Source organism: Chitinivorax sp. PXF-14, assembly GCF_040812015.1.
Classification (GTDB): Bacteria; Pseudomonadota; Gammaproteobacteria; order Burkholderiales; family SCOH01; genus JBFNXJ01.
Window position 1 is genome coordinate 1 of record NZ_JBFNXJ010000026.1, and the last position, 18,834, is coordinate 18,834.

General features: G+C 64.5%; 15 protein-coding genes. 7 read left to right on the forward strand and 8 right to left on the reverse strand.

Going from position 1 to position 18,834, the window contains the following annotated elements; all coding sequences use genetic code 11:
• Positions 1-190: 190 nt before the first annotated feature.
• The 4 genes from ABWL39_RS20300 to ABWL39_RS20315 all read left to right on the forward strand — a co-directional run bounded on the left by ABWL39_RS20300 (position 191) and on the right by ABWL39_RS20315 (position 2,416).
• A complete protein-coding gene (locus ABWL39_RS20300; protein WP_367795873.1) occupies positions 191-394 on the forward strand; it encodes a hypothetical protein in 204 nt (67 codons plus the stop codon).
• A 91-nt stretch (positions 395-485) separates the two neighbouring features.
• Entirely contained in the window at positions 486-908 is a 423-nt protein-coding gene (locus ABWL39_RS20305; protein ID WP_367795915.1) for a hypothetical protein, read from the forward strand.
• Positions 909-1,339: 431 nt separating this feature from the next.
• Complete coding sequence (locus tag ABWL39_RS20310; protein ID WP_367795876.1) at positions 1,340-1,858, forward strand: peptidoglycan-binding domain-containing protein; 519 nt, start codon at positions 1,340-1,342, stop codon at positions 1,856-1,858.
• Between the two features lie 141 nt (positions 1,859-1,999).
• Positions 2,000-2,416, forward strand: a complete 417-nt coding sequence (locus ABWL39_RS20315) for an HIT domain-containing protein (protein ID WP_367795879.1) — start codon at positions 2,000-2,002, stop codon at positions 2,414-2,416.
• 148 nt (positions 2,417-2,564) lie between these two features.
• Here ABWL39_RS20315 and ABWL39_RS20320 read toward each other — a convergent pair whose 3' ends face one another.
• From ABWL39_RS20320 to ABWL39_RS20335, 4 genes are read right to left on the reverse strand one after another with little or no spacing between them, the layout of a single operon-like run.
• Positions 2,565-3,539 carry a CapA family protein gene (locus tag ABWL39_RS20320; RefSeq protein ID WP_367795882.1) on the reverse strand — a complete coding sequence of 325 codons (975 nt, stop codon included), beginning with the start codon at positions 3,537-3,539 and terminating at the stop codon, positions 2,565-2,567.
• Positions 3,536-3,940, reverse strand: coding sequence for a hypothetical protein (locus ABWL39_RS20325; protein WP_367795885.1), 405 nt, complete (start codon positions 3,938-3,940; stop codon positions 3,536-3,538). The genes ABWL39_RS20320 and ABWL39_RS20325 overlap by 4 nt, the downstream gene beginning before the upstream one ends.
• Before the next feature lie 10 nt (positions 3,941-3,950).
• On the reverse strand, positions 3,951-4,430 hold the full coding sequence (locus ABWL39_RS20330) for a DUF1854 domain-containing protein (protein ID WP_367795888.1): 480 nt from the start codon (positions 4,428-4,430) through the stop codon (positions 3,951-3,953).
• Position 4,431: 1 nt separating this feature from the next.
• On the reverse strand, positions 4,432-6,705 hold the full coding sequence (locus ABWL39_RS20335) for an ABC transporter transmembrane domain-containing protein (protein ID WP_367795891.1): 2,274 nt from the start codon (positions 6,703-6,705) through the stop codon (positions 4,432-4,434).
• A 386-nt stretch (positions 6,706-7,091) separates the two neighbouring features.
• On the opposite strand from ABWL39_RS20335, the gene cphA (ABWL39_RS20340) reads away from it, so the two are divergent.
• Both cphA (ABWL39_RS20340) and cphA (ABWL39_RS20345) read left to right on the forward strand, forming a co-directional pair.
• Positions 7,092-9,305, forward strand: coding sequence for a cyanophycin synthetase (gene cphA, locus ABWL39_RS20340; RefSeq protein WP_367795894.1), 2,214 nt, complete (start codon positions 7,092-7,094; stop codon positions 9,303-9,305).
• 49 nt (positions 9,306-9,354) lie between these two features.
• The gene (gene cphA, locus ABWL39_RS20345; RefSeq protein WP_367795897.1) at positions 9,355-11,925 is read left to right on the forward strand and encodes a cyanophycin synthetase; all 2,571 of its coding nucleotides are present in this window, start codon (positions 9,355-9,357) and stop codon (positions 11,923-11,925) included.
• 83 nt (positions 11,926-12,008) lie between these two features.
• On the opposite strand, the gene ABWL39_RS20350 is transcribed toward cphA (ABWL39_RS20345), so the two are convergent.
• The 4 genes from ABWL39_RS20350 to ABWL39_RS20365 form a co-directional block, all read right to left on the reverse strand.
• Entirely contained in the window at positions 12,009-14,057 is a 2,049-nt protein-coding gene (locus tag ABWL39_RS20350; RefSeq protein WP_367795909.1) for a TonB-dependent receptor, read from the reverse strand.
• A 575-nt stretch (positions 14,058-14,632) separates the two neighbouring features.
• A complete protein-coding gene (locus tag ABWL39_RS20355) occupies positions 14,633-15,046 on the reverse strand; it encodes an ExbD/TolR family protein (protein ID WP_367795900.1) in 414 nt (137 codons plus the stop codon).
• A 1-nt stretch (position 15,047) separates the two neighbouring features.
• Complete coding sequence (locus ABWL39_RS20360) at positions 15,048-15,797, reverse strand: MotA/TolQ/ExbB proton channel family protein (RefSeq protein WP_367795903.1); 750 nt, start codon at positions 15,795-15,797, stop codon at positions 15,048-15,050.
• Positions 15,798-15,831: 34 nt separating this feature from the next.
• The gene (locus tag ABWL39_RS20365) at positions 15,832-16,164 is read right to left on the reverse strand and encodes an energy transducer TonB (RefSeq protein WP_367795906.1); all 333 of its coding nucleotides are present in this window, start codon (positions 16,162-16,164) and stop codon (positions 15,832-15,834) included.
• 598 nt (positions 16,165-16,762) lie between these two features.
• Between ABWL39_RS20365 and ABWL39_RS20370 the strand changes: the two genes are divergently transcribed.
• Entirely contained in the window at positions 16,763-18,574 is a 1,812-nt protein-coding gene (locus ABWL39_RS20370) for an aminopeptidase P family protein (RefSeq protein ID WP_367795912.1), read from the forward strand.
• The last annotated feature ends 260 nt before the right edge of the window (positions 18,575-18,834 follow it).

Consider the following 18,834-nt stretch of genomic DNA (forward strand, 5'->3'; position numbering starts at 1 on the left):
GGGGTCTAACCATGCGGAGCAGGGGACACTGCGCGATAAAACTGCGCAGCCCCCCCCTGGCATTGAACGTTGAGCATCACCATGAAAGTTATCGATTCATCCCCGCAGTTTTGGTATCTACTTCAAGACGCTAATCGAGTTGATCCTCACGGTGAGTTGCGAGCACAGCTTCGTTGGCTATGACTTCACCATGATGTTAAATTCCGACGAGATTGCTCACTACGAACAACGTGGCGGTACATTTCTTAGCGAATTGGCGGAAGCGATCAACTACTCTTGTCCAATTGCAAGAGGAAGCGCATCAGCATTCAAGGAACGAAACGTTGATGCTCAATATAGTGATGTAATCGGCAATGCTGTGGAGCGATGGCGGGCTACTCATAATGCCGCCTGATCGCCCACCCTATCATTCCACCGGACGCTACACGATAAAACTGCGCAGCGCCGGTGAATTCAAACGTTAGTGGGCATGGAAAAGGTGTAGCGTGAATCTCGCAGTAAAGTTAACTCTGGCCGCGTCGGGAATCTTCCTTCTTGCAGGTTTGGTCGGCGGAATTCTCAAATATCGCGGAATCATGACCAGTCCCAATCATCGGGCACATCCGTACATCGACATTGCACATAGGGCCGCGCTTCTCTACAGCTTTGCGGCATTGGTCATGGCCGAGCTACTTACTTTCAACCCATATTCGGAACAGGTGCAGCTTCTGATTACCGGAGTACCGCTATTCTTCTTCACGGTGGCTATCGCGCAGTACTATCGGCTAGGGCTTTCGGGAAAGGTCACAAACCAGTTCAAGGAGCGGAACTTCAATACCACGTGGGGCATGCTCCTGCTTATCATTGGTGAGCTTGGCGGCGTAGGCGCGATCGTCTGGGGTTTCATATCGGTGCAGTTCTTGGGCTGATCGTGTGCGTGCTGCCCGCTGACCATTCCTGTGCGACGGCCCTGACGGGCTGCGGCCCGAGCTCAAACGACAAGGGCTTCCATGCTGATCAGGCAAGTTGGCGATCGGTTCGTGCAAGGCGCTACGCGCGACCTTGGGTTTGACCAAGGCAGGCCGGCCGGTTTCGTCAATTCCATGTACGGCAAATGTATTTTTGGTGAGATCGAGGCCGATCGTGATATCGGGGCCCACTCCGGGCACTGTTCGTAACGGGACGGCTGGACTGGCCGCCACGGCGCATATCACCGCTAGCAGCCGATGGCAGCGCGCGCGCCGCCATCGCGGCTTCGCACGGCACGCTGCGCACAGCCCACAATCACGTCCTACACTTGTCAGGTGCCCGCCACATCCGCTGCATCGCCCCCAACCATCGCGCCCCGAGGGCCACCATCGTGGATATCGAAAGTGCCAAGACTGCCATCACCGTGTTGTCGGCCGTGGTCATCCCGGTGCTGCTGGCCTATCTTGGTAGCCGCTTCACCAATGTGCAGAAGGAGCGCGACATTCAGGCGCAATTCGTGAAGATTGCCGTGGACATCCTGCAGGCGCCGCCGAGCGCCGAGAACAGGAATGTCCGCGAGTGGGCGACGCAGATCATCAACAAGTATTCGGGCGTGCCGCTGTCGAGCGAGGCGCGCCGCGATCTGATCGAGAGCGTGCCGATCTCGGCGCTGGAATTCGGCCTGAAGTACGCGGCCAGCGCACCGTCGGCGACGGTGGACAAGGTGCAGGACGCGTTACGGCAACTCGGCTACCTGACCGGCCCGGCAACAGGGCACGCGGATCAGGCAATGGTCGAGGCGCTCATCGCGTTTCAGCGCGAGCATGGCATGGTGGCAGACGGCGCGCTCGGCCCGAGCACCGAAGCCGCCGTGCTCGCGGCACTCGCGGCACAGCAGCAGGGTAGCTAACAGGAGGATTCTCCATGGTGATCGAGCTCGATCACTGCATCATGCCGGCACACGGCTGCGACGCCTCGGCCTGCCCTGCGGACCGGCGGCATTGGGGCCGTTCTTCACGATACTTGCCCCCTTTTTCAATCATGGGGTTTCATGCGCTATATTGCGTCGCTTTGCCTGACCAGCCTCTCGGGGGCCGTCGCAGCGGACGTCACGTCCAAGCGGCTGGCCGCACTGCATGCCAAACCCAGCCCATTCGAGAATGTGTCGCGAGATCGGTATGTAGCAGAATCAGAGAACGCTTTTGCCATTCGCGACGAATATCCCCAAGCCCCCGTCTACATTCTGAGCATCCCCAAAAAGCGCGTCCCCACGGTGATTCAAGCCCCACCAGCGCTTGTGGCAGAAATGGTCACGCTAGCCAAGCAGGCCGCAAAGCAGGAAGGAATCGAAAACAACGGTTTCGGCTCGTCACCCCCCATCCAGAAGCTGGACAAGGCGTGCATCACTTTCACGTCCACCTACTTGGCGGAAGATCCATGGAGTGGCCACCGGGCTAACCATCCGTGAGATGACTCAAGCGCCTCATTTGGCGGGTGTTGCCTTGCGGGCAACGAATACCCGGCCTCCAGCATGGCGGGCAGGCTCGCTTACTTCCACAGCAGTTCGGGCATGCTCCGCCCGGTGCGGGAGATGATTGGCTGGGCTTGGCCGGTGATCAGCGCCCCGTGCACAGGCGCACGGCGGTCTCCCCTGCCTTGCCGCACGGGCTTGCCTCGCCGGGCATCGGGTGTGGCGTGCCCTCGTCGTCCATGCGTGCGACGAGCGTATCCCAGGCTAGCAGGCCGCTGCGGTCGAGGCGCAGCCTGAGCAGCCAGCCGGTGCGCGTGTCGAGCGCTTCGAAGCCGTCGAAGACGAAATTGCCGAGGCTGTAGACGATCAGCTTGCCCTTGTAATACTCGGCACCCTGCGTCACGTGCGGGTGGCCGCCGATCACCATGGCGGCGCCGGCATCGATCATGGTGCGCGCGAGCTGGCGCTGGCGGTCGCTCGGCTGCGCTTCGCGCTCCCAGCCCCAGTGCATGAACGGGATCACCAGGTCGGCGCCGGCCGCGCGTGCGGCGCGGATGTCGGCGACGACCTGGCTATCTTCGCTCCACGCCACGCCGGGCCAGTCGGGGCCGGCCTCGAACGAGCGCGGCTTGAACTCGTCGTAGCCCAGCACGGCGATGCGCAGACCCTTGCGCTCGACCCACAGCGGCGCGTGCGCGGCCTGTAGGTTGGCGCCGCCGCCGAAATGCGCGATGCCGGCGCCGTCGAGCAGCGACAGTGTCTCGATCAGGGCATCCTTGCCGTAGTCGCCGGAATGGTTGTTGGCGACGGCCACCGCATCGAAGCGCCCTTTCAGCACCGACAGCACGCGCGGGTGGGCGCGGAAGGTGTAGATCTTGTTGTCGAGCGCCTTGCCGGTGGTGGCGATCGGGCATTCGAGATTGCCGATGCGGTAATCGGCGGCACGCAGCGCGTCGGCGAACGGGGCCAGCGGGTCGCGCCCCGCGGCGATGACGCGGCCGGGGCCGTCGTCGAGCATCAGGTCGCCGGCAAACACCAGGCTCACGGGTTCGGCCCGCGCCAGGCCGGCGGCCAGCCCCAGCGCGCAGGCCAGCAGGCGGGTGAAGCGGACCGGTTTCATCGCGATACCTCGCTGTCGGGCGCCATGCGGCACCAGTACTGGAGCTCGCCGTCGCGCAGCGGCTCGTAGACGAATTGCAGGCCGGTGAAGCCGTAGCGGCCTGCCGGCGGCGGCGGGTAGTCGAAGCTCGCCTGGTGGATGATCACCGGTGTCTCGTCGTGGTCGCCATAGGTGTAGACCTTGATCGAGGCGAGATCAGCCGGCGTGGTCTGGAACACGGCGCGGAAGCGGAAATAGGAGCCGACGGCGATCGCCGGCACCGCATAGGGCGAGGCCACGGGCCGTACCACCAGCACATGCTCCTCACCGCCATAACGATAATGGCAGGCGACCTGCTCGGCCATGGCTGGCGCGGCTGCCAGGGCCAAGGCGATGGCCGCCAGGCGGGCATCACGCGGCATGTTCCTCTCCTCACAGGAAACGGTCGAGCAGGCGCCGGCTGGTGCCGTCCATCGCGTACAGGTCGCGGATCAGGAACTGCACGCCGTGTGCATCCGCGATCAGCAGCATGCCGCCATGCACGCGGCGGATGTCTTCCTCACCCTTGAGCACGAAGTGGGTATCGCCGCGGTCGGTTTCCACCTGCCAGGTGCTCGGCGTGGCGAAGGTCGACACCTGCTTGAGGCGGCGGATTTCGGGCATGAACTCTCGGCTGGAGAGCTCCTCGTCGATCAGTGCACGCACGGTCGCGGGCAGCTCGTCCTGGCGCTCGATCCAGGCCAGCTCGTGGCCATCCTGGCTAACCAGCGACAGCCCCTCGTGCGGCGCGGCGATCGGAAATGCGCGTACCGGCACCACGCCTTCATGCACGCTGCCATCGGCGGCACGCAGCACGAGCTGGCCAAAGCCGTTGCGGGAGAGCTGGAAATCGGTGGTCGGTGTGGCGCCCATCTCAGGCCTCCTCTGCATCGGATTCGTCGTCGGGGTCTTTGTCGACATTGCGGGCCTGGGCCTGGTACAGCCGGTAGTAGGCGCCTTCGCGCGCCATCAGCGCCTCGTGCGGGCCCTCTTCGACCACCTCGCCACGGTCCATCACCACCAGCCGGTCGGCACGGCGCAGCGTCGACAACCGGTGTGCGATGGCGATCGTGGTGCGGCCCTGCACCAGGTTGTCGAGCGCCTTCTGGATTTCCTTTTCGGTCTCGGTATCGACCGACGAGGTGGCCTCGTCGAGGATCAGGATGCGCGGGTTGATCAGCAGCGCGCGCGCAATCGAGATGCGCTGGCGCTCGCCGCCCGACAGGCCCTGGCCGCGCTCGCCGACGAGCGAATCGTAGCCCTGCGGCAGGCGCAGGATGAATTCGTGCGCGTGGGCGGCGCGCGCGGCGGCGATGATCTCGGTGCGCGTGGCGTCGGGCTTGCCGTAGGCAATGTTCTCGGCGATGGTGCCGAAGAACAGGAACGGCTCCTGCAGCACCAGGCCGATGTGGCGCCGGTATTCGGATACCGGCAGCGAGCGGATGTCGACACCGTCGATGCGGATCGAGCCCTCGGTCACGTCGTAGAAGCGGCAGATCAGGTTCACCAGCGTGCTCTTGCCCGAGCCGCTGTGGCCCACCAGGCCGATCATCTCGCCCGGGCGGATGTCGAGGTTGACGCCCTTGATCACCGCGCGGTTGCCGTAGCGGAAGCGCGCGTCGCGCACCTCGATGTGGCCCTCCACCTGGGGCAGCCGCACCGGGTTCGCGGGCTCCGGCACGCTCGACACATGGTCGAGGATATCGAAGATGCGCTTGGCGCCGGCAGCAGCCTTCTGCGTCACCGAGACGATACGGCTCATCGAATCGAGACGCGTGTAGAAGCGGCCGATATAGGCGAGGAAGGCGGTCAGCACACCCACCGTGATGTCGCCCTTCGACACCTGCCAGATGCCGAAGGCCCAGACGACGAGCAGGCCGATCTCGGTGAGCAGCGACACGGTCGGCGAGAACAGCGACCACACCTTGTTCAGCCGGTCGTTGACGGCCAGGTTGTGCTTGTTGGCCTCGCGGAAGCGCTGCGCCTCGCGCTGCTCCTGCGCGAAGGCCTTGACCACGCGGATGCCGGGGATGGTGTCGGCCAGCACATTGGTGACCTCGCCCCAGACGCGGTCGATCTTCTCGAAGCCGGTGCGCAGCTTGTCACGCACCACGTGGATCATCCACGCGATGAAGGGCAGCGGCAGCAGCGTGACGAGCGCGAGCCAGGGGTTGATCGACAGCAGGATGATCGAGGTCATCACGATCATCAGCACGTCGGAGATGAAATCGAGCAGGTGCAGCGACAGGAATACGCTGATGCGGTCAGACTCGGAGCCGATACGCGACATCAGGTCGCCGGTGCGCTTGCCGCCGAAGTATTCGAGCGACAGCCGCAGCAGGTGCTCGTAGGTGCTGGTGCGCAGGTCGGCGCTGATGCGTTCGCTGACCAGCGCGAGAATATAGGTCTTGCCCCAGCCCAGGCCCCACGACAGCAAGGCGGCCGCGAGCAGGCCGGCGAGGTACAGCGCGACGAGCCACGGGTCGATGTGCTGGCCGTTCTGGAACGGGATCAGCACGCGATCCATCAGCGGCATGGTGAGATAAGGCGGCACCAGCGTCGCGGCAGTCGAGCCGAGCATCAGCAGGAAGCCCGCCAGCAGCTGCCCCTGATAGGGCCGCGCGAAGCGCGACAGGCGGAACAGCGTCCAGGTCGATGGCGGGGTGTGCAGCTCTTGCGTGCACACCGGGCATTCTTCCTGGTCTGGCTCGAGCGGCGCCTTGCACTTGGGGCAGGCGTGTTCCGTGTCCTGCACCGGCGGCCGGCCCGACAGCCGGCTCTGCAGCTGGCGCAGGAACAGGTCCATGAGGCGCAGCGCAGCGACGTTCTGACCCAGCGTGTAGCGCCAGATGCCCAGGCGCGCCGTGTCGTCGACGAGCTCGAGCGTGCCGACACCAGCGTGGTCGTGGTGGCGCAGCGCCAGCCCCGGGCGGTAATCCCACTCGCGCCAGCCGGCCTCCTCCGGCGCACGCGCCAGCAGGCGGCGGTCGGTCACCACGACGAGGCCGCGGCCGAAGCGCAGGCGGGCATCGAGATCGGTTTCCAGCCAGGCGACGATCTCTTCGCCCTGGGCCAGCACGGGGCGCAGCTCGGACGGCCAGGGCTCGGTCAGCGCGGCAAAAGCAGTGGCGGATGGTGTGCTTGTCATATTATTAAGAATTCGTTCAGGCTCGGCACGCGATCATGGGCGCCCATGCCGGCGGTGGTCCCTTGATCAGGACTGTAGTAGACACGACGCCGGATTGGCAGGCAGCCATACACCAGAAGAGGAGCAGCACTGCACCATGTCAACCATCGCGCAGGCCATGCGTTTCCCCGTGATGCAGGCATTTAAGGTATCCTCGCGCATTCCCCAAACGGCATACATCGCAAAGCGCGGGATTATAACCCAGCCTGCCGCCCCAAATCGGCGCAGTCGGGTTTTGTTTTGCCGTGGAGTATACTCCAGTCAGCAGCGCTGCCCTGACGCCCGCACCCTGCGGCAGCCCGATTCCGCTTCGGGGCGTTGACCGAGCCCATGCCCATCTCCGGACCATGAACAAAAAAGACATCAAATTCCTCCGCGTAAACTACCTGCGCGGCCCGAACATCTGGACCTATCGCCCGGTTCTCGAGGCGTGGGTCGACATCGGCGAGCTGGAGGACCACCCCTCCAACACGCTACCCGGTTTCTACGAACGACTGACTGCCTGGCTGCCCGGCCTGATCGAACACCGCTGCGGCGTGGGCGAACGCGGCGGCTTCCTGCTGCGCCTGCGCGAAGGCACCTGGGCCGGCCATATCCTCGAACATATCGCGATCGAGCTGCAGAACCTCGCGGGCATGAAGGTCGGCTTCGGCAAGGCACGCAGCACCAACGTACGCGGTGTCTACAAGGTTGCGGTGCGCGCGCGCAATGAACAGGTAGGCCGCGCCGCACTCGACGCCGCTCGCGAGCTGGTTCTGGCGGCGATCGAAGATCGCCCCTTCGACGTGCAGGCTACCGTGACCCACCTGCGCGACATGGTGGATGACCATCACCTCGGCCCGAGCACGGCGTGCATCGTCGATGCCGCCGCCGAGCGCCGCATCCCGTCCATCCGCCTGACCACCGGCAATCTGGTGCAGCTCGGTTACGGCGCCTGCCAGCGCCGCATCTGGACAGCAGAAACGGACCGCACCAGCGCCATCGCCGAGAGCATCTCGGGCGACAAGGACCTGACCAAGAGCCTGCTCACTTCCTGTGGCGTGCCCGTACCCGAAGGCGAGATCGTCGACAGCCCGACCGCCGCCTGGGAAGCCGCCCAGGACATCGGCCTGCCGGTCGTGGTGAAGCCGTCAGACGGCAACCACGGGCGCGGCGTGTCGATCGAGCTGAGCAGCCAGGCCGACATCGAAGCGGCTTACCTCTTGGCCGAGCAGGAAGGCAGCGAGGTCATCGTCGAGCGCTTCGTGCGCGGCGACGAACACCGCCTGCTGGTCGTGGGCAACCGCATGGTGGCGGCGGCGCGCGGTGAAACCGCATGGGTGTCGGGCGACGGCAAATCCACCATCGCCGAGCTGATCGAAAGCCAGCTCAACACCGACCCGCGCCGTGGCACGACCGAAGATTTCCCGCTCAACAAGATCATGCTCGAGCAGGACCCGGCCGTCGTGCTCGAACTCGAACGCCAGGAGCTGAAGCCCGACGCCGTGCCTGTGGCAGGCCAGAAGGTGCTGATCCAGCGCAATGGCAATGTGGCGCTCGACGTGACCAACCTGGTCCACCCCGACGTCGCCGAGGCAGTCGCGCTCGCCGCGCGCGTGGTGGGCCTCGACATCGCCGGCATCGACGTGGTCGCCGAGGATATCTCGAAGCCGCTCGAAGCCCAGGGCGGCGCCATCGTCGAAGTCAACGCCGGCCCTGGCCTGCTGATGCATTTGAAGCCCGCCGGTGGCGAACCGCGCCCGGTGGGCCGCGCCATCGTCGATCACCTGTTCCCACAGGACGAGCCGGGGCGCATCCCCATCGTCGGCATCACCGGCACGCGCGGCACCACCCTGGTGGCACGCCTCGTGGCATGGCTGCTGCGCCTGGCGGGCAAGCATGTGGGCCTCGCCTGTCGTGACGGCCTGTATCTCGACCAGCGCCAGGTCGAGCGCGGCAACTGCGCAACGTGGGAAGCCGGCCAGCGCCTGTTGATCAACCGCGCAGTCGAGGCCGCCGTATTCCAGAACGGCGCCGAGACCATCCTCGCCGAAGGCCTGGCCTACGACCGTTGCCAGGTCGGCGTAGTCACCGATGTCAACGGTGCCGAAACGCTCTGTCAGTACTACATTGAAGATCCGGAGCAGCTGTTCAACGTGATGCGTACCCAGGTCGACGTGGTGCTCGGGGATGGTGCCGCCGTACTCAATGCGGAAGACCCGCTGGTGGTGCGCATGGCCGAGCTCTGCGACGGCGAGGTGGTCTTCTTCGGCCATGATGCAGCAGTCGAGGCGATCGTCGAACACCGGGCCAAGGGTGGCCGGGCCGTGTTCCTGAGCGGCCAGCAGGTGATCCTCGCAACGGGGGCGGAAGAATCCGTACTGGCGTCGCTGGCGGACTTTCCGCTGGTCAAGGCCGGCGGCAGCGCCGACCGGACCGCGACAGTATTGGCCGCAGTCGGCGCCACCTGGGCGCTGGGCATCGCACCGGACCTGATCTGCGCCGGCATCGAGAATTTCGAGTTTGACCCAAGCCCGCCCGGCACCAGCGCCACGGCGGGCAGACCCCGCAAGACACAATAACAATAGCGACGGCCGCACAGACGTCCGCGTCAACACAGGAAACAGTTCGATGGAAGTATCACGAATCCGCGCGTTGCGGGGCCCCAATCTGTGGAGCCGGCGCACCGCTGTCGAGGCGATCGTCGCCTGCAGCGAGGCTGAACGCTCGATCACCGAGCTACCAGGCTTCGAAGCCCGCCTGCGCGAGCTTTTCCCGGAAATCGGCATCCTCCATCCGCTCAGCCACGAAGAGTCGATCTCGATGGCACATGTGCTCGAGTTTGCCACGCTGGGCCTGCAAGCTCAGGCTGGCTGCCCGGTGACTTTCAGCCGTACCGCGCAGACCCTGGAGCCCGGCATCTACCAGGTTGTCGTCGAATACACCGAGGAGGCCGTCGGCCGCCTCGCCCTCGAACTGGCCGATGCGCTGTGCCAGGCGGCACTCAACGGTACACCATTCGATCTGGCCGATGCGCTGTTCCGGCTGCGCGACCTTGATGAGGACGTCCGCTTGGGGCCCAGCACCGGCGCCATCGTGCAGGCCGCCGTGGCCCATGGCATTCCGTTTCGCCGCCTGACCACGGGCAGCCTCGTGCAGTTCGGCTGGGGCAGCCGCCAGCGCCGCATCCAGGCGGCGGAGATCGATTCGACCAGCGCCATCGCCGAGTCGATCGCGCAGGACAAGCAACTGACCAAGAAGCTGCTGCACGCGGCTGGCGTACCGGTGCCGATCGGCCGCCCGGTCGACAATATCGAGGACGCCTGGACCGCCATGCAGGAGATTGGCGGCCCGGTGGTGGTCAAGCCGCAGGACGGCAACCAGGGCAAGGGCGTGACCGTCAACGTGACCACGCGCGAGCAACTCGAGGCCGCCTACAAGGCCGCTTCGGAGTTCCGCGACGATGTCATGGTCGAGCGCTACCTGCCCGGCAGCGATTTCCGCCTGCTGGTGGTCGGCGACCAGCTCGTCGCCGCGGCTCGGCGCGATCCGCCGCAGGTAACCGGCGACGGCATCCATACCGTGCGCGAGCTGGTCGAGCAGGTCAACCGCGATCCGCGCCGCAGCGACGGCCACGCGACCTCGCTGACCAAGATCCGTTTCGACGACATCGCCCTCGCCCGCCTCGCCGCGCAAGGCCTGACGGCGGAATCAGTGCCGCCCAAGGGCAGCCGCGTCATCCTGCGCAACAACGCCAACCTGAGCACCGGCGGCAGCGCCACCGATGTCACCGACGATGTCCACCCCGAGGTGGCGGCACGCGCGGTAGCAGCGGCGCGCATGGTCGGGCTCGACATCTGTGGCGTCGATGTGGTCTGCGACAGCGTGCTGAAACCGCTCGAAGAACAGGGCGGCGGCATCGTCGAGGTCAACGCCGCCCCGGGCCTGCGCATGCACCTTGCGCCCTCCTACGGCAAGGGCCGCGCGGTTGGCGAAGCCATCATGTCGAGCGTATTCCGCAATGGCGACGATGGCCGCATCCCGGTCGTGGCCGTCACCGGCACCAACGGCAAGACCACCACGGTGCGCCTGATTGCGCACATCCTCAACAAGAACGGCCTGCGCGTCGGCATGACCAATACCGACGGCGTCTACATCAACGGCCGCCGTACCGACTCCGGCGATTGCAGCGGCCCGCGCAGTGCGCGCAATGTGCTGATGCATCCAGATGTCGATGCGGCGGTATTCGAGACCGCGCGCGGCGGCGTGTTACGCGAGGGCTTGGCCTTCGACCGCTGCCAGGTGGCCGTTGTCACCAATATCGGCCTCGGCGACCATCTTGGCCTCAACTACATCACCACGGTCGAAGACCTCGCCGTGCTCAAGCGCGTGATCGTGCAGAATGTCGCCCCGACCGGCGTGGCCGTGCTCAACGCCGCCGACCCGATCGTCGCGCGCATGGCGGGCAAGTGTGCCGGCAGCGTCACCTTCTTCGCCAGCGACAGCCACAATCCGGTGATGGCCACCCACCGCGCCCAGGGCAAGCGCGTGGTCTACGTCGACGGCGACGCCATCGTCGCCGCCCAAGGCAAGGCCACCCACCGCATTCCCTTGAACGAGGTACCGCTGACCCACAACGGCACCATCGGTTTCCAGGTGGAAAACGTGATGGCCGCCACGGCGGCGGCATGGGCGGTCGGGCTCGATTGGGACGTGATCCGCGCCGGCCTGGCGAGCTTCCAAAACGATGCCGACAACGCGCCGGGCCGCTTCAATCTGTTCGACTATCGCGGCGCCACCGTGATCGCCGACTACGGCCATAACCCCGACGCCATGCTGGCACTGGTGCAGGCCGTCGAGGCCATGCCGGCCAAGCGCCGCGCCGTGGTGATCAGCGGTGCCGGCGACCGCCGCGACGAGGACATCCGCCAGCAGACCGAAATCCTCGGCGATGCCTTCGACAGCGTGCTGCTGTACCAGGATGCCTGCCAGCGCGGCCGCGCCGACGGTGAGGTGCTGGCACTGCTGCGCGATGGCCTGGCGAATGCCAAGCGCACCCGCGAGGTGGTGGAGATCAACGGCGAATTCGTTGCGATCGACCAGGCGCTGGCCCGGCTCGAACCCGGCGACCTTTGCCTGATCCTGATCGACCAGGTCGAAGAGGCGCTGGCGCACATCGCCAAGCGCGTGGCCGAGGGCTGACCCCCCGCCTGCCGCGGCCCAGCCCCGACAAAAACGCCAGACTGAGTCTGGCGTTTTTTTTATCCGCTAACGCGGGTAGCCGCCTAGAAACGCAGCTTCACCGTCAGCGCGACGTGGCGCGGCGCACCCGGCACGCTCAGGTTCTTGTTGCTGCCGTGGCCGGAGACGATGTAGTCGCGGTCGAACAGGTTGTACAGGTTGAGTTGCAGCTCGTAAGGCCGGGTGCGATACCATGCCGCCGCATCGACCGTGGTGTAGCCGGGCAGCGTGACGGTATTGCCGGGGTTGGCAAAACGATCGCCGACGTAGTTGAGGCCACCGCCCAAGCCAAAGCCACCGGCCAAGTCCTTGCTCAGCCACAGGTTGAAGCTGTGGTCGGGCGACAGTGTGGCGCGCTTGCCCTGGATGGCCTGGCCATCGTCGACCGCCACCGAGGAGATGACCTTGGCGTTGAGCCAGGCGTAACCGGCATAGGCCTGCACCCCGCCGGGCAGATTGCCGGCGAGCGTCAGCTCGATACCGTCGGTGCGCTGCGTGCCGACCGGGATGATCTTGCTGGTTGTCGGATCAGTCGCCTTGATATGGTCGCGTTCGAGCCTGAACAGCGAGGCGCCGGCATTGAGCAGCCCGCCAAACAGCTCATACTTGCCGCCGATCTCGTAGCCCACCGTTTCTTCCGGCGCAATGTCGGCATTGCTCGTCGTCACCGCGAACGACTCGCCGGATGGCTGGAACGACTTGCTGTACGACGCATAGTAGGACTGCCGCAGGTCAGGCTGGAACACGAGGCCCGCACGCGGGCTCCACGCCTTGTCGGTACGCGACAGGTCGGGCTGTCCCGCGCGGCGTTCGTGCGTCTCCTGCTCGAACACGTCATAGCGCACGCCGGCCAGGGCCTTCCATTGGCTCGTCAGGCTGACGAGATCCTGCACATAGGCGCTCTTGACAGTGAGGATGCCGAGGTTGTCGGTGCTCGGCGCCGCGGTCAGCCTGAGCGGCAACACCGGCAGTACCGGGTTGAACAGGTCGACGGTGGCGATATTGCTTTGCGAAATGGTCACCTGATCCTTGTTCTGCTGCCCGACCTCGACGCCATACAGCAGCTGGTGGGCCATGCCAGCCAGATTCGCCTTCTGCGTCAGCTCGGTCTGGTTGAAATAGCCGTCTTCCTGGCGGCGCAGGTTCGAGCGGTTCAGGCTGACCGTCTGCTTGACCTCGTTGACCGACCCGACCACCGTATTGTTGCGATCGAGCGAGTAGTCGTAGTAACGGAAGGCGTTCTTCAGGCTCAACGCGCTGTTGAAGCGATGGCTGAAGGTGGCGCCGATGGCCTTCACCCGCGACTGGCTATAGTCCACGTCCTCGGCGTTAGCCGCGCCGTAATAGGCCGATGGGGCCACATCGGCCGGCTTGCCGTGGTAGGACGGGATACCGAAGTCCGTCACGCGGCGATCCGCCGTGTATTCGCCCTGCACCAGCAGCGAGCTGTCGCCGAAGTCGTATTGCGCGGATGGGGCAAAGCTCTCGCGTTTGAGGAATTGCGGGTCGCGGTAGCTGTTGGCACGCTCGACCGCCCCAGTCACCCGCCACGACAGGTCGCCCAGCTTGCGCGCGACATCCATTTCGCCACGGCGCTGGTCCCAGCTGCCGACGGTTGCACCGATCTCGGTCAGGTTGATGCCGGGCTTCTTGCTGATGCGGTTGATCAGCCCACCAGACGAACCCCGGCCATACAGTACGGCGGCGGGTCCCTTCAGCACCTCCACCCGCTCGATGTTCGACAGGTCGCGGAAATACAGCGCATCGTCACGCAGGCCATCGATGAACTGGTCGGCCATGGCCGAGAAACCGCGAATCGACACCTGGTCGCGCTGGCCGTCGCCACTGCTCAGGCCCACACCGGGCACATTGCGCAGCACATCCTGCATCGACATCGCGCCCTGATCGCGGATCACCGCTTCCGGCACCACGTTGACGGTCTGCGGAATATCACGCAAGGCGGCTTCGGTCTTGGTAGCGCTCTTCGCTGTCGGGGCGCTGTAGCCCTCCAGCTCGCGGCCGGCCTGCACCCTGACTTCCGGCAGCAGCTCGCCGCCGCCATCCGCCGCGTGAGCAAGCTGGAAGGCAAGCATCAGTGACAGCGCGATGGGGCTTAGATGGAAACGCGATTGTTGCATATGGCTCTCCCTGAGCAGTGTTGAAGCACTCGCTCGCCAGCCGCGGCCGGGCGAGGAGTGGTTTGAATAAGAAGGGCGTCGCGGCGGCGCGCCATGCTGCTGGCGCTAGAAGGCCAGCAAGGCGCCATGCGCCCCCGCCCAGCCAGGCACACGGCAGCCCCCCCCAAAAAAAATGGCGATACATCCTTGCCCGCAAAGCAGGTGACGAGACTCAGCGTCATGGTTGTGCAGCCCCCTTGGCCAATGGCGGATGCGTAACTAGCTGGGAGGGGGGCACGGCGGCGCGCAGCCGGCAGACACTGCCGTCAATGGTGGCGGGTAGCCGCGCGAACGTGGCATCGGCCGATGTCGCCAGCAGGCAGGCAAACGCGGCAAGCCCCAGACATGGTTTGAAGACGGAAATAGTCACGGCGGGCTCCGGTTTCAGCAGGCAAACGTCGCCCCTGGCGCGGGCGAAGGCCCGTACCAAGGTCATTCAAGGTTGGAATCGGCAGCGGGATGCGGCTACCGGCAAACGGCTCTTTGCGGCGCTATTGTCCGGGCTCGGTCACGAAGCCGAGCTTCAGCACCCCTGCACGCTGGGCCTCGGCCATCACCTTGATCACGCGCTCATATTCGACCTTGCGGTCGCCCCGGATGTGCACCTCGGGCTGCGGCGACTGTTGCGCAATGGCGGCGATGCGTTGATGGAAGGTCGTCTCGTCCAGCGTCTCCTCGTTCCAGTGCAGCGCACCGTCCCGCGTGATCGAGAGATTGACCGTCGTGGGCTTGGCCTCGTTGGGCTGGTTCTGCGCACGCGGTAGATCGAGCTTCACCGAATGCGTGAGCACCGGCACCGTCATGATGAAGATGATCAGCAATACCAGCATGACGTCCACCAGCGGCGTCATGTTGATTTCGCTCATCTCGCCGCCCTCGTTGTCGAAACTGCCGCCGATGGCCATCTCAGCGCTCCCCTTCGGCTTTACGCAGGCCATCGCTCACGGCTGACAGCCTGGGCTTGCCTTCCTGCTTGGCAACGGGCGAGCCGGTGACGAAATAGGCATGCAGATCGTGAGCGAAGCGGTTGAGGCGCCCGAGCACCGCCCTGTTGCCACGCACCAGCGTGTTGTAGCCAAGCACGGCGGGGATGGCGACGGCCAGACCGAAGGCAGTCATGATCAACGCCTCGCCAACCGGGCCTGCGATCTTGTCGATGCTGGCCTGGCCCGAGACGCCGATGCCGATCAACGCGTGGTAAATCCCCCATACCGTGCCGAACAGGCCAACGAAGGGCGCGGTCGACCCCACCGAGGCGAGCACCGACAACCCGGCGTGCATGCGCTCGCCCGATTCGTCGATGGTGCGCTTGAGCGAGCTCGTCACCCAGTCGGACAAGGTGAGCTGGCCGTGCAGGTCGCGCTGGTTGTCGCGATGATGGGCCACAGCATCCATCCCCTCCTCGGCCACCAGGCGGAAGGGGTTGCTGTCCTTGTCGCCGTCGAGCAGGTGCAAGCCTTCGGCAAAACTCTGCGCATGCCAGAACTCACCCTCCGCCGCGCCGGCCAGCCGACGGTTGCGGATGAGCCGCCAGGCACGGGTCAACATCACGTACCACGACGCGATCGACATGAGCAGCAGCGCAATGGCGATGCCGCGGATGAGAAAGTCACCTTGCAGCCAAAGTGTGCCGATGCCGTAGGGATTGGTTTCCATGGTTTTCCTGATCAATTGCGGGGATGTATAGGGCTCAGCCTTCGAGCGAGAACACGACGGGCTGCGTGTACCAGAATGGGATGGCTTCGTCGCCGCGCCGGGCGGGCACATAACGCCAGCGCCTGACTTGCTCCAGCGCGGCCTCGTCAAGCCGGGGAAAGCCGCTGGTCATCTTGAGCTTGAGCTCACCCACCGTGCCGTTCGGCAGGATGTAGACACTGAGCACGACCTTGCCTTCCTCGCCGAGCCGCCTCGACACCGGCGGATAGCTCAAGGTGTTCTGCAAATGGCTGGCGTCGCTACGCGGCGGAACGACCGGCCCCGGCGGCAGCGGTTGCGTGGCAGGTGCTGCGGCGATCTCTTTCACCGCCTCGCTTGTCGCTGCCGGTGCCGTCTGCGTAGGCTCGACAGCAGGCGCGGTCGGCGCATGGCTGCTTGGCGCGGCCTGTCTCAGCGGCGGTAGCGGTGCGGGATGCCCGGCGCTGCTAGATACAGGTTTGACTGGCCGTTGCTGCGGCTGGGGGGCGGCAACCACCGGTTCGGGTTGCGGCGGGACCAGGATTGCGACGATGGGGGCAGGCTGTGGCGGCGAGTCGGTTCGGGTATTTCCGAGATCCAACGCATACAGTCCGGCCGCGTGGAGGCCTGCCAGCACCGAGAAGAGGGTAGCGCGCTTCAACAAGATTACGACTCATTATCAATTTCAATCATTTTAATGATAATCGTTATCGTTTGCAATGATATTGGTGAGGCCATGACGGAAAGCGTTGTGAGCACCGAGATCCCCGCCATCTGTGCCTCTTCATGGCACTTGCGCTTATGTACGATAATGCGTGTTAGCTCCCGCCAGAAACGGTGGGGCCGTCGGCCCTTCTACCGGTCGATCCAGCAAAGGTCATCCGCCATCACGAATGGCGAGTGGCCACACAAGATACGAATCCACCCAAGCTTCGGAGCACTGTTTCATGGATACCCAACCCTCTCGCCCAGACGTCATCCGCGCTCGCATTGCGAAACTGCGCGACGCCATGCGGCACCATGGCCTCACGGCCTATGTCGTGCCATCCGCCGACCCGCACCTGTCCGAATACCTGCCGGAACGCTGGAAAGGACGCGAGTGGCTGTCAGGCTTCACCGGCTCGGTCGGCACGCTGATCGTGACCGCAGACCAGGCCGGGCTTTGGGCCGACAGCCGTTACTGGGTGCAGGCAGAAGCCGAACTGGCAGGCAGCGGTATCGCCCTGATGAAGATACCGTCAGCGATGAGCGCATTGCACATCGATTGGCTGGCAGGCAATCTCGCACCAGGAGCAATAGTGGGCGCCGCCGGCGAGACACTCGGGCTCGCGGGCGCCCGGGCGCTGGAACAGGCCTTGAGTTCGAAAGGCATGGCATTGCACACCGACCTCGATCTGCTTGAGCAAATCTGGTCGGACCGCCCCGGCCTGCCCTCGCAGCAAATCTATGAGCACCTGCCGCCGCATGCACCTATTAGCCGCGCCCAGAAGCTTGCACAGATCCGAGAAAGCATGCGGACACTGGGCGCAGATTGGCACTTCATCTCGACGCTGGATGACATCGCCTGGATTTTCAACCTGCGCGGCGCCGACGTCAGCTACAACCCGGTATTCGTCGCCCATGCACTGATTGGCCCGGAGCGCGCCACCCTTTATCTTGCCGATGGCAAGGTCCCAGATACCGTCCTACAGGCGCTGTCACGCGACAAGGTCGACATCGCGAGTTACCAGCAGGCCCCCGTAGCGCTCGCCGATCTGCCGGCAAGCACGCAATTGCTGCTCGACCCCCGTCGCATTACCCTCGGCCTGCGCCAACAGGTCCAGCCAGGCATCGAGGTGGTGGAGTCGATCAATCCATCGACGTTTGCCAAATCACGCAAAACCGATACGGAGGCCGCCCATATCCGCAAGGCGATGGAACAGGACGGCGCCGCGCTGTGCGAATTCTTTGCTTGGCTCGAACAGAACCTGGGCAAAAAACGCATCACGGAACTCACCATCGATGAACAGATCACGGCTGCACGGGCACGCCAGCCGGGCTTCGTCAGCCCGAGTTTCGGCACCATCGCCGCCTTCAATGCCAACGGCGCCATGCCGCACTATCACGCAACGACCGAGAGTCATGCCGTGATCGAAGGTAATGGCCTGCTGCTGATCGACTCGGGAGGGCAGTATCTGAACGGCACCACGGATATCACGCGTGTCGTGCCGGTCGGCATTCCCAGCACGGAACAAAAGCGCGACTTCACGCTGGTCTTGAAGGGCGTTATCGCCCTCTCCGGCACGCGCTTTCCACGAGGCACGAAGGGCCCGATGCTGGACGCCATCGCGCGCGCACCGATCTGGTCCGAAGGTATCGACTTTGGCCACGGCACCGGCCATGGCGTTGGCTATTTCCTCAATGTGCACGAAGGCCCTCAGGTCATCTCCTGCTACGCTATGCCCGAACCCCATACGGCGATGGAGCCAGGCATGATCACCTCCATCGAACCGGGCATCTATCGCCCCGGCCGTTGGGGTATCCGTATCGAGAACCTGGTGTTGAACGTGCAGTCTGGCATCACGGAGTTCGGCGAATTCCTCGAATTCGAAACTTTGACGCTCTGCCCCATCGACACACGCTGCATCGATCTGAGCCTGCTGCGTGCCGATGAGACAGCGAAACTCAATGCTTACCACGCCGTGGTATGCGAGCGCCTGACACCGTACCTCAGTGGTGACGCCTTGGCGTGGCTGCAGAAACGCACACAGCCTATTTGATTAGGCAAGGCACGTAAGAAATCAAACAGGCCTCTCATGGAGGCCTGTTTTTTTATACCATTATGCTCGTACAAAGCCGAGCCCAGACTAGGGAATCCACGGCATTGAAGGTAGCCGAACATCCTCTCTGCCACGGAGGCAGCTTCATTACGTTAGACGGCGAAGATTACCCCAAGGCCAGCAATCTTGGGAACGGCTTGCCTTGTATCGGATAAGCCCGAGGGTGCTCTAAGGGCTCAAAAGCAAAAGCAAAAGCAAAA

Bases quoted from the DNA above. Each gene is read 5' to 3' on its own strand.
- ABWL39_RS20335 (WP_367795891.1), bottom strand. From the start codon at position 6,705: ATGACAAGCACACCATCCGCCACTGCTTTTGCCGCGCTGACCGAGCCC.
- ABWL39_RS20355 (WP_367795900.1), bottom strand. From the start codon at position 15,046: ATGGCCATCGGCGGCAGTTTCGACAACGAGGGCGGCGAGATGAGCGAA.
- ABWL39_RS20320 (WP_367795882.1), bottom strand. From the start codon at position 3,539: ATGAAACCGGTCCGCTTCACCCGCCTGCTGGCCTGCGCGCTGGGGCTG.
- ABWL39_RS20370 (WP_367795912.1), top strand. From the start codon at position 16,763: ATGGATACCCAACCCTCTCGCCCAGACGTCATCCGCGCTCGCATTGCG.
- ABWL39_RS20325 (WP_367795885.1), bottom strand. From the start codon at position 3,940: ATGCCGCGTGATGCCCGCCTGGCGGCCATCGCCTTGGCCCTGGCAGCC.
- ABWL39_RS20315 (WP_367795879.1), top strand. From the start codon at position 2,000: ATGCGCTATATTGCGTCGCTTTGCCTGACCAGCCTCTCGGGGGCCGTC.
- ABWL39_RS20360 (WP_367795903.1), bottom strand. From the start codon at position 15,797: ATGGAAACCAATCCCTACGGCATCGGCACACTTTGGCTGCAAGGTGAC.
- cphA (WP_367795894.1), top strand. From the start codon at position 7,092: ATGAACAAAAAAGACATCAAATTCCTCCGCGTAAACTACCTGCGCGGC.
- cphA (WP_367795897.1), top strand. From the start codon at position 9,355: ATGGAAGTATCACGAATCCGCGCGTTGCGGGGCCCCAATCTGTGGAGC.
- ABWL39_RS20330 (WP_367795888.1), bottom strand. From the start codon at position 4,430: ATGGGCGCCACACCGACCACCGATTTCCAGCTCTCCCGCAACGGCTTT.
- ABWL39_RS20350 (WP_367795909.1), bottom strand. From the start codon at position 14,057: ATGCTTGCCTTCCAGCTTGCTCACGCGGCGGATGGCGGCGGCGAGCTG.
- ABWL39_RS20300 (WP_367795873.1), top strand. From the start codon at position 191: ATGATGTTAAATTCCGACGAGATTGCTCACTACGAACAACGTGGCGGT.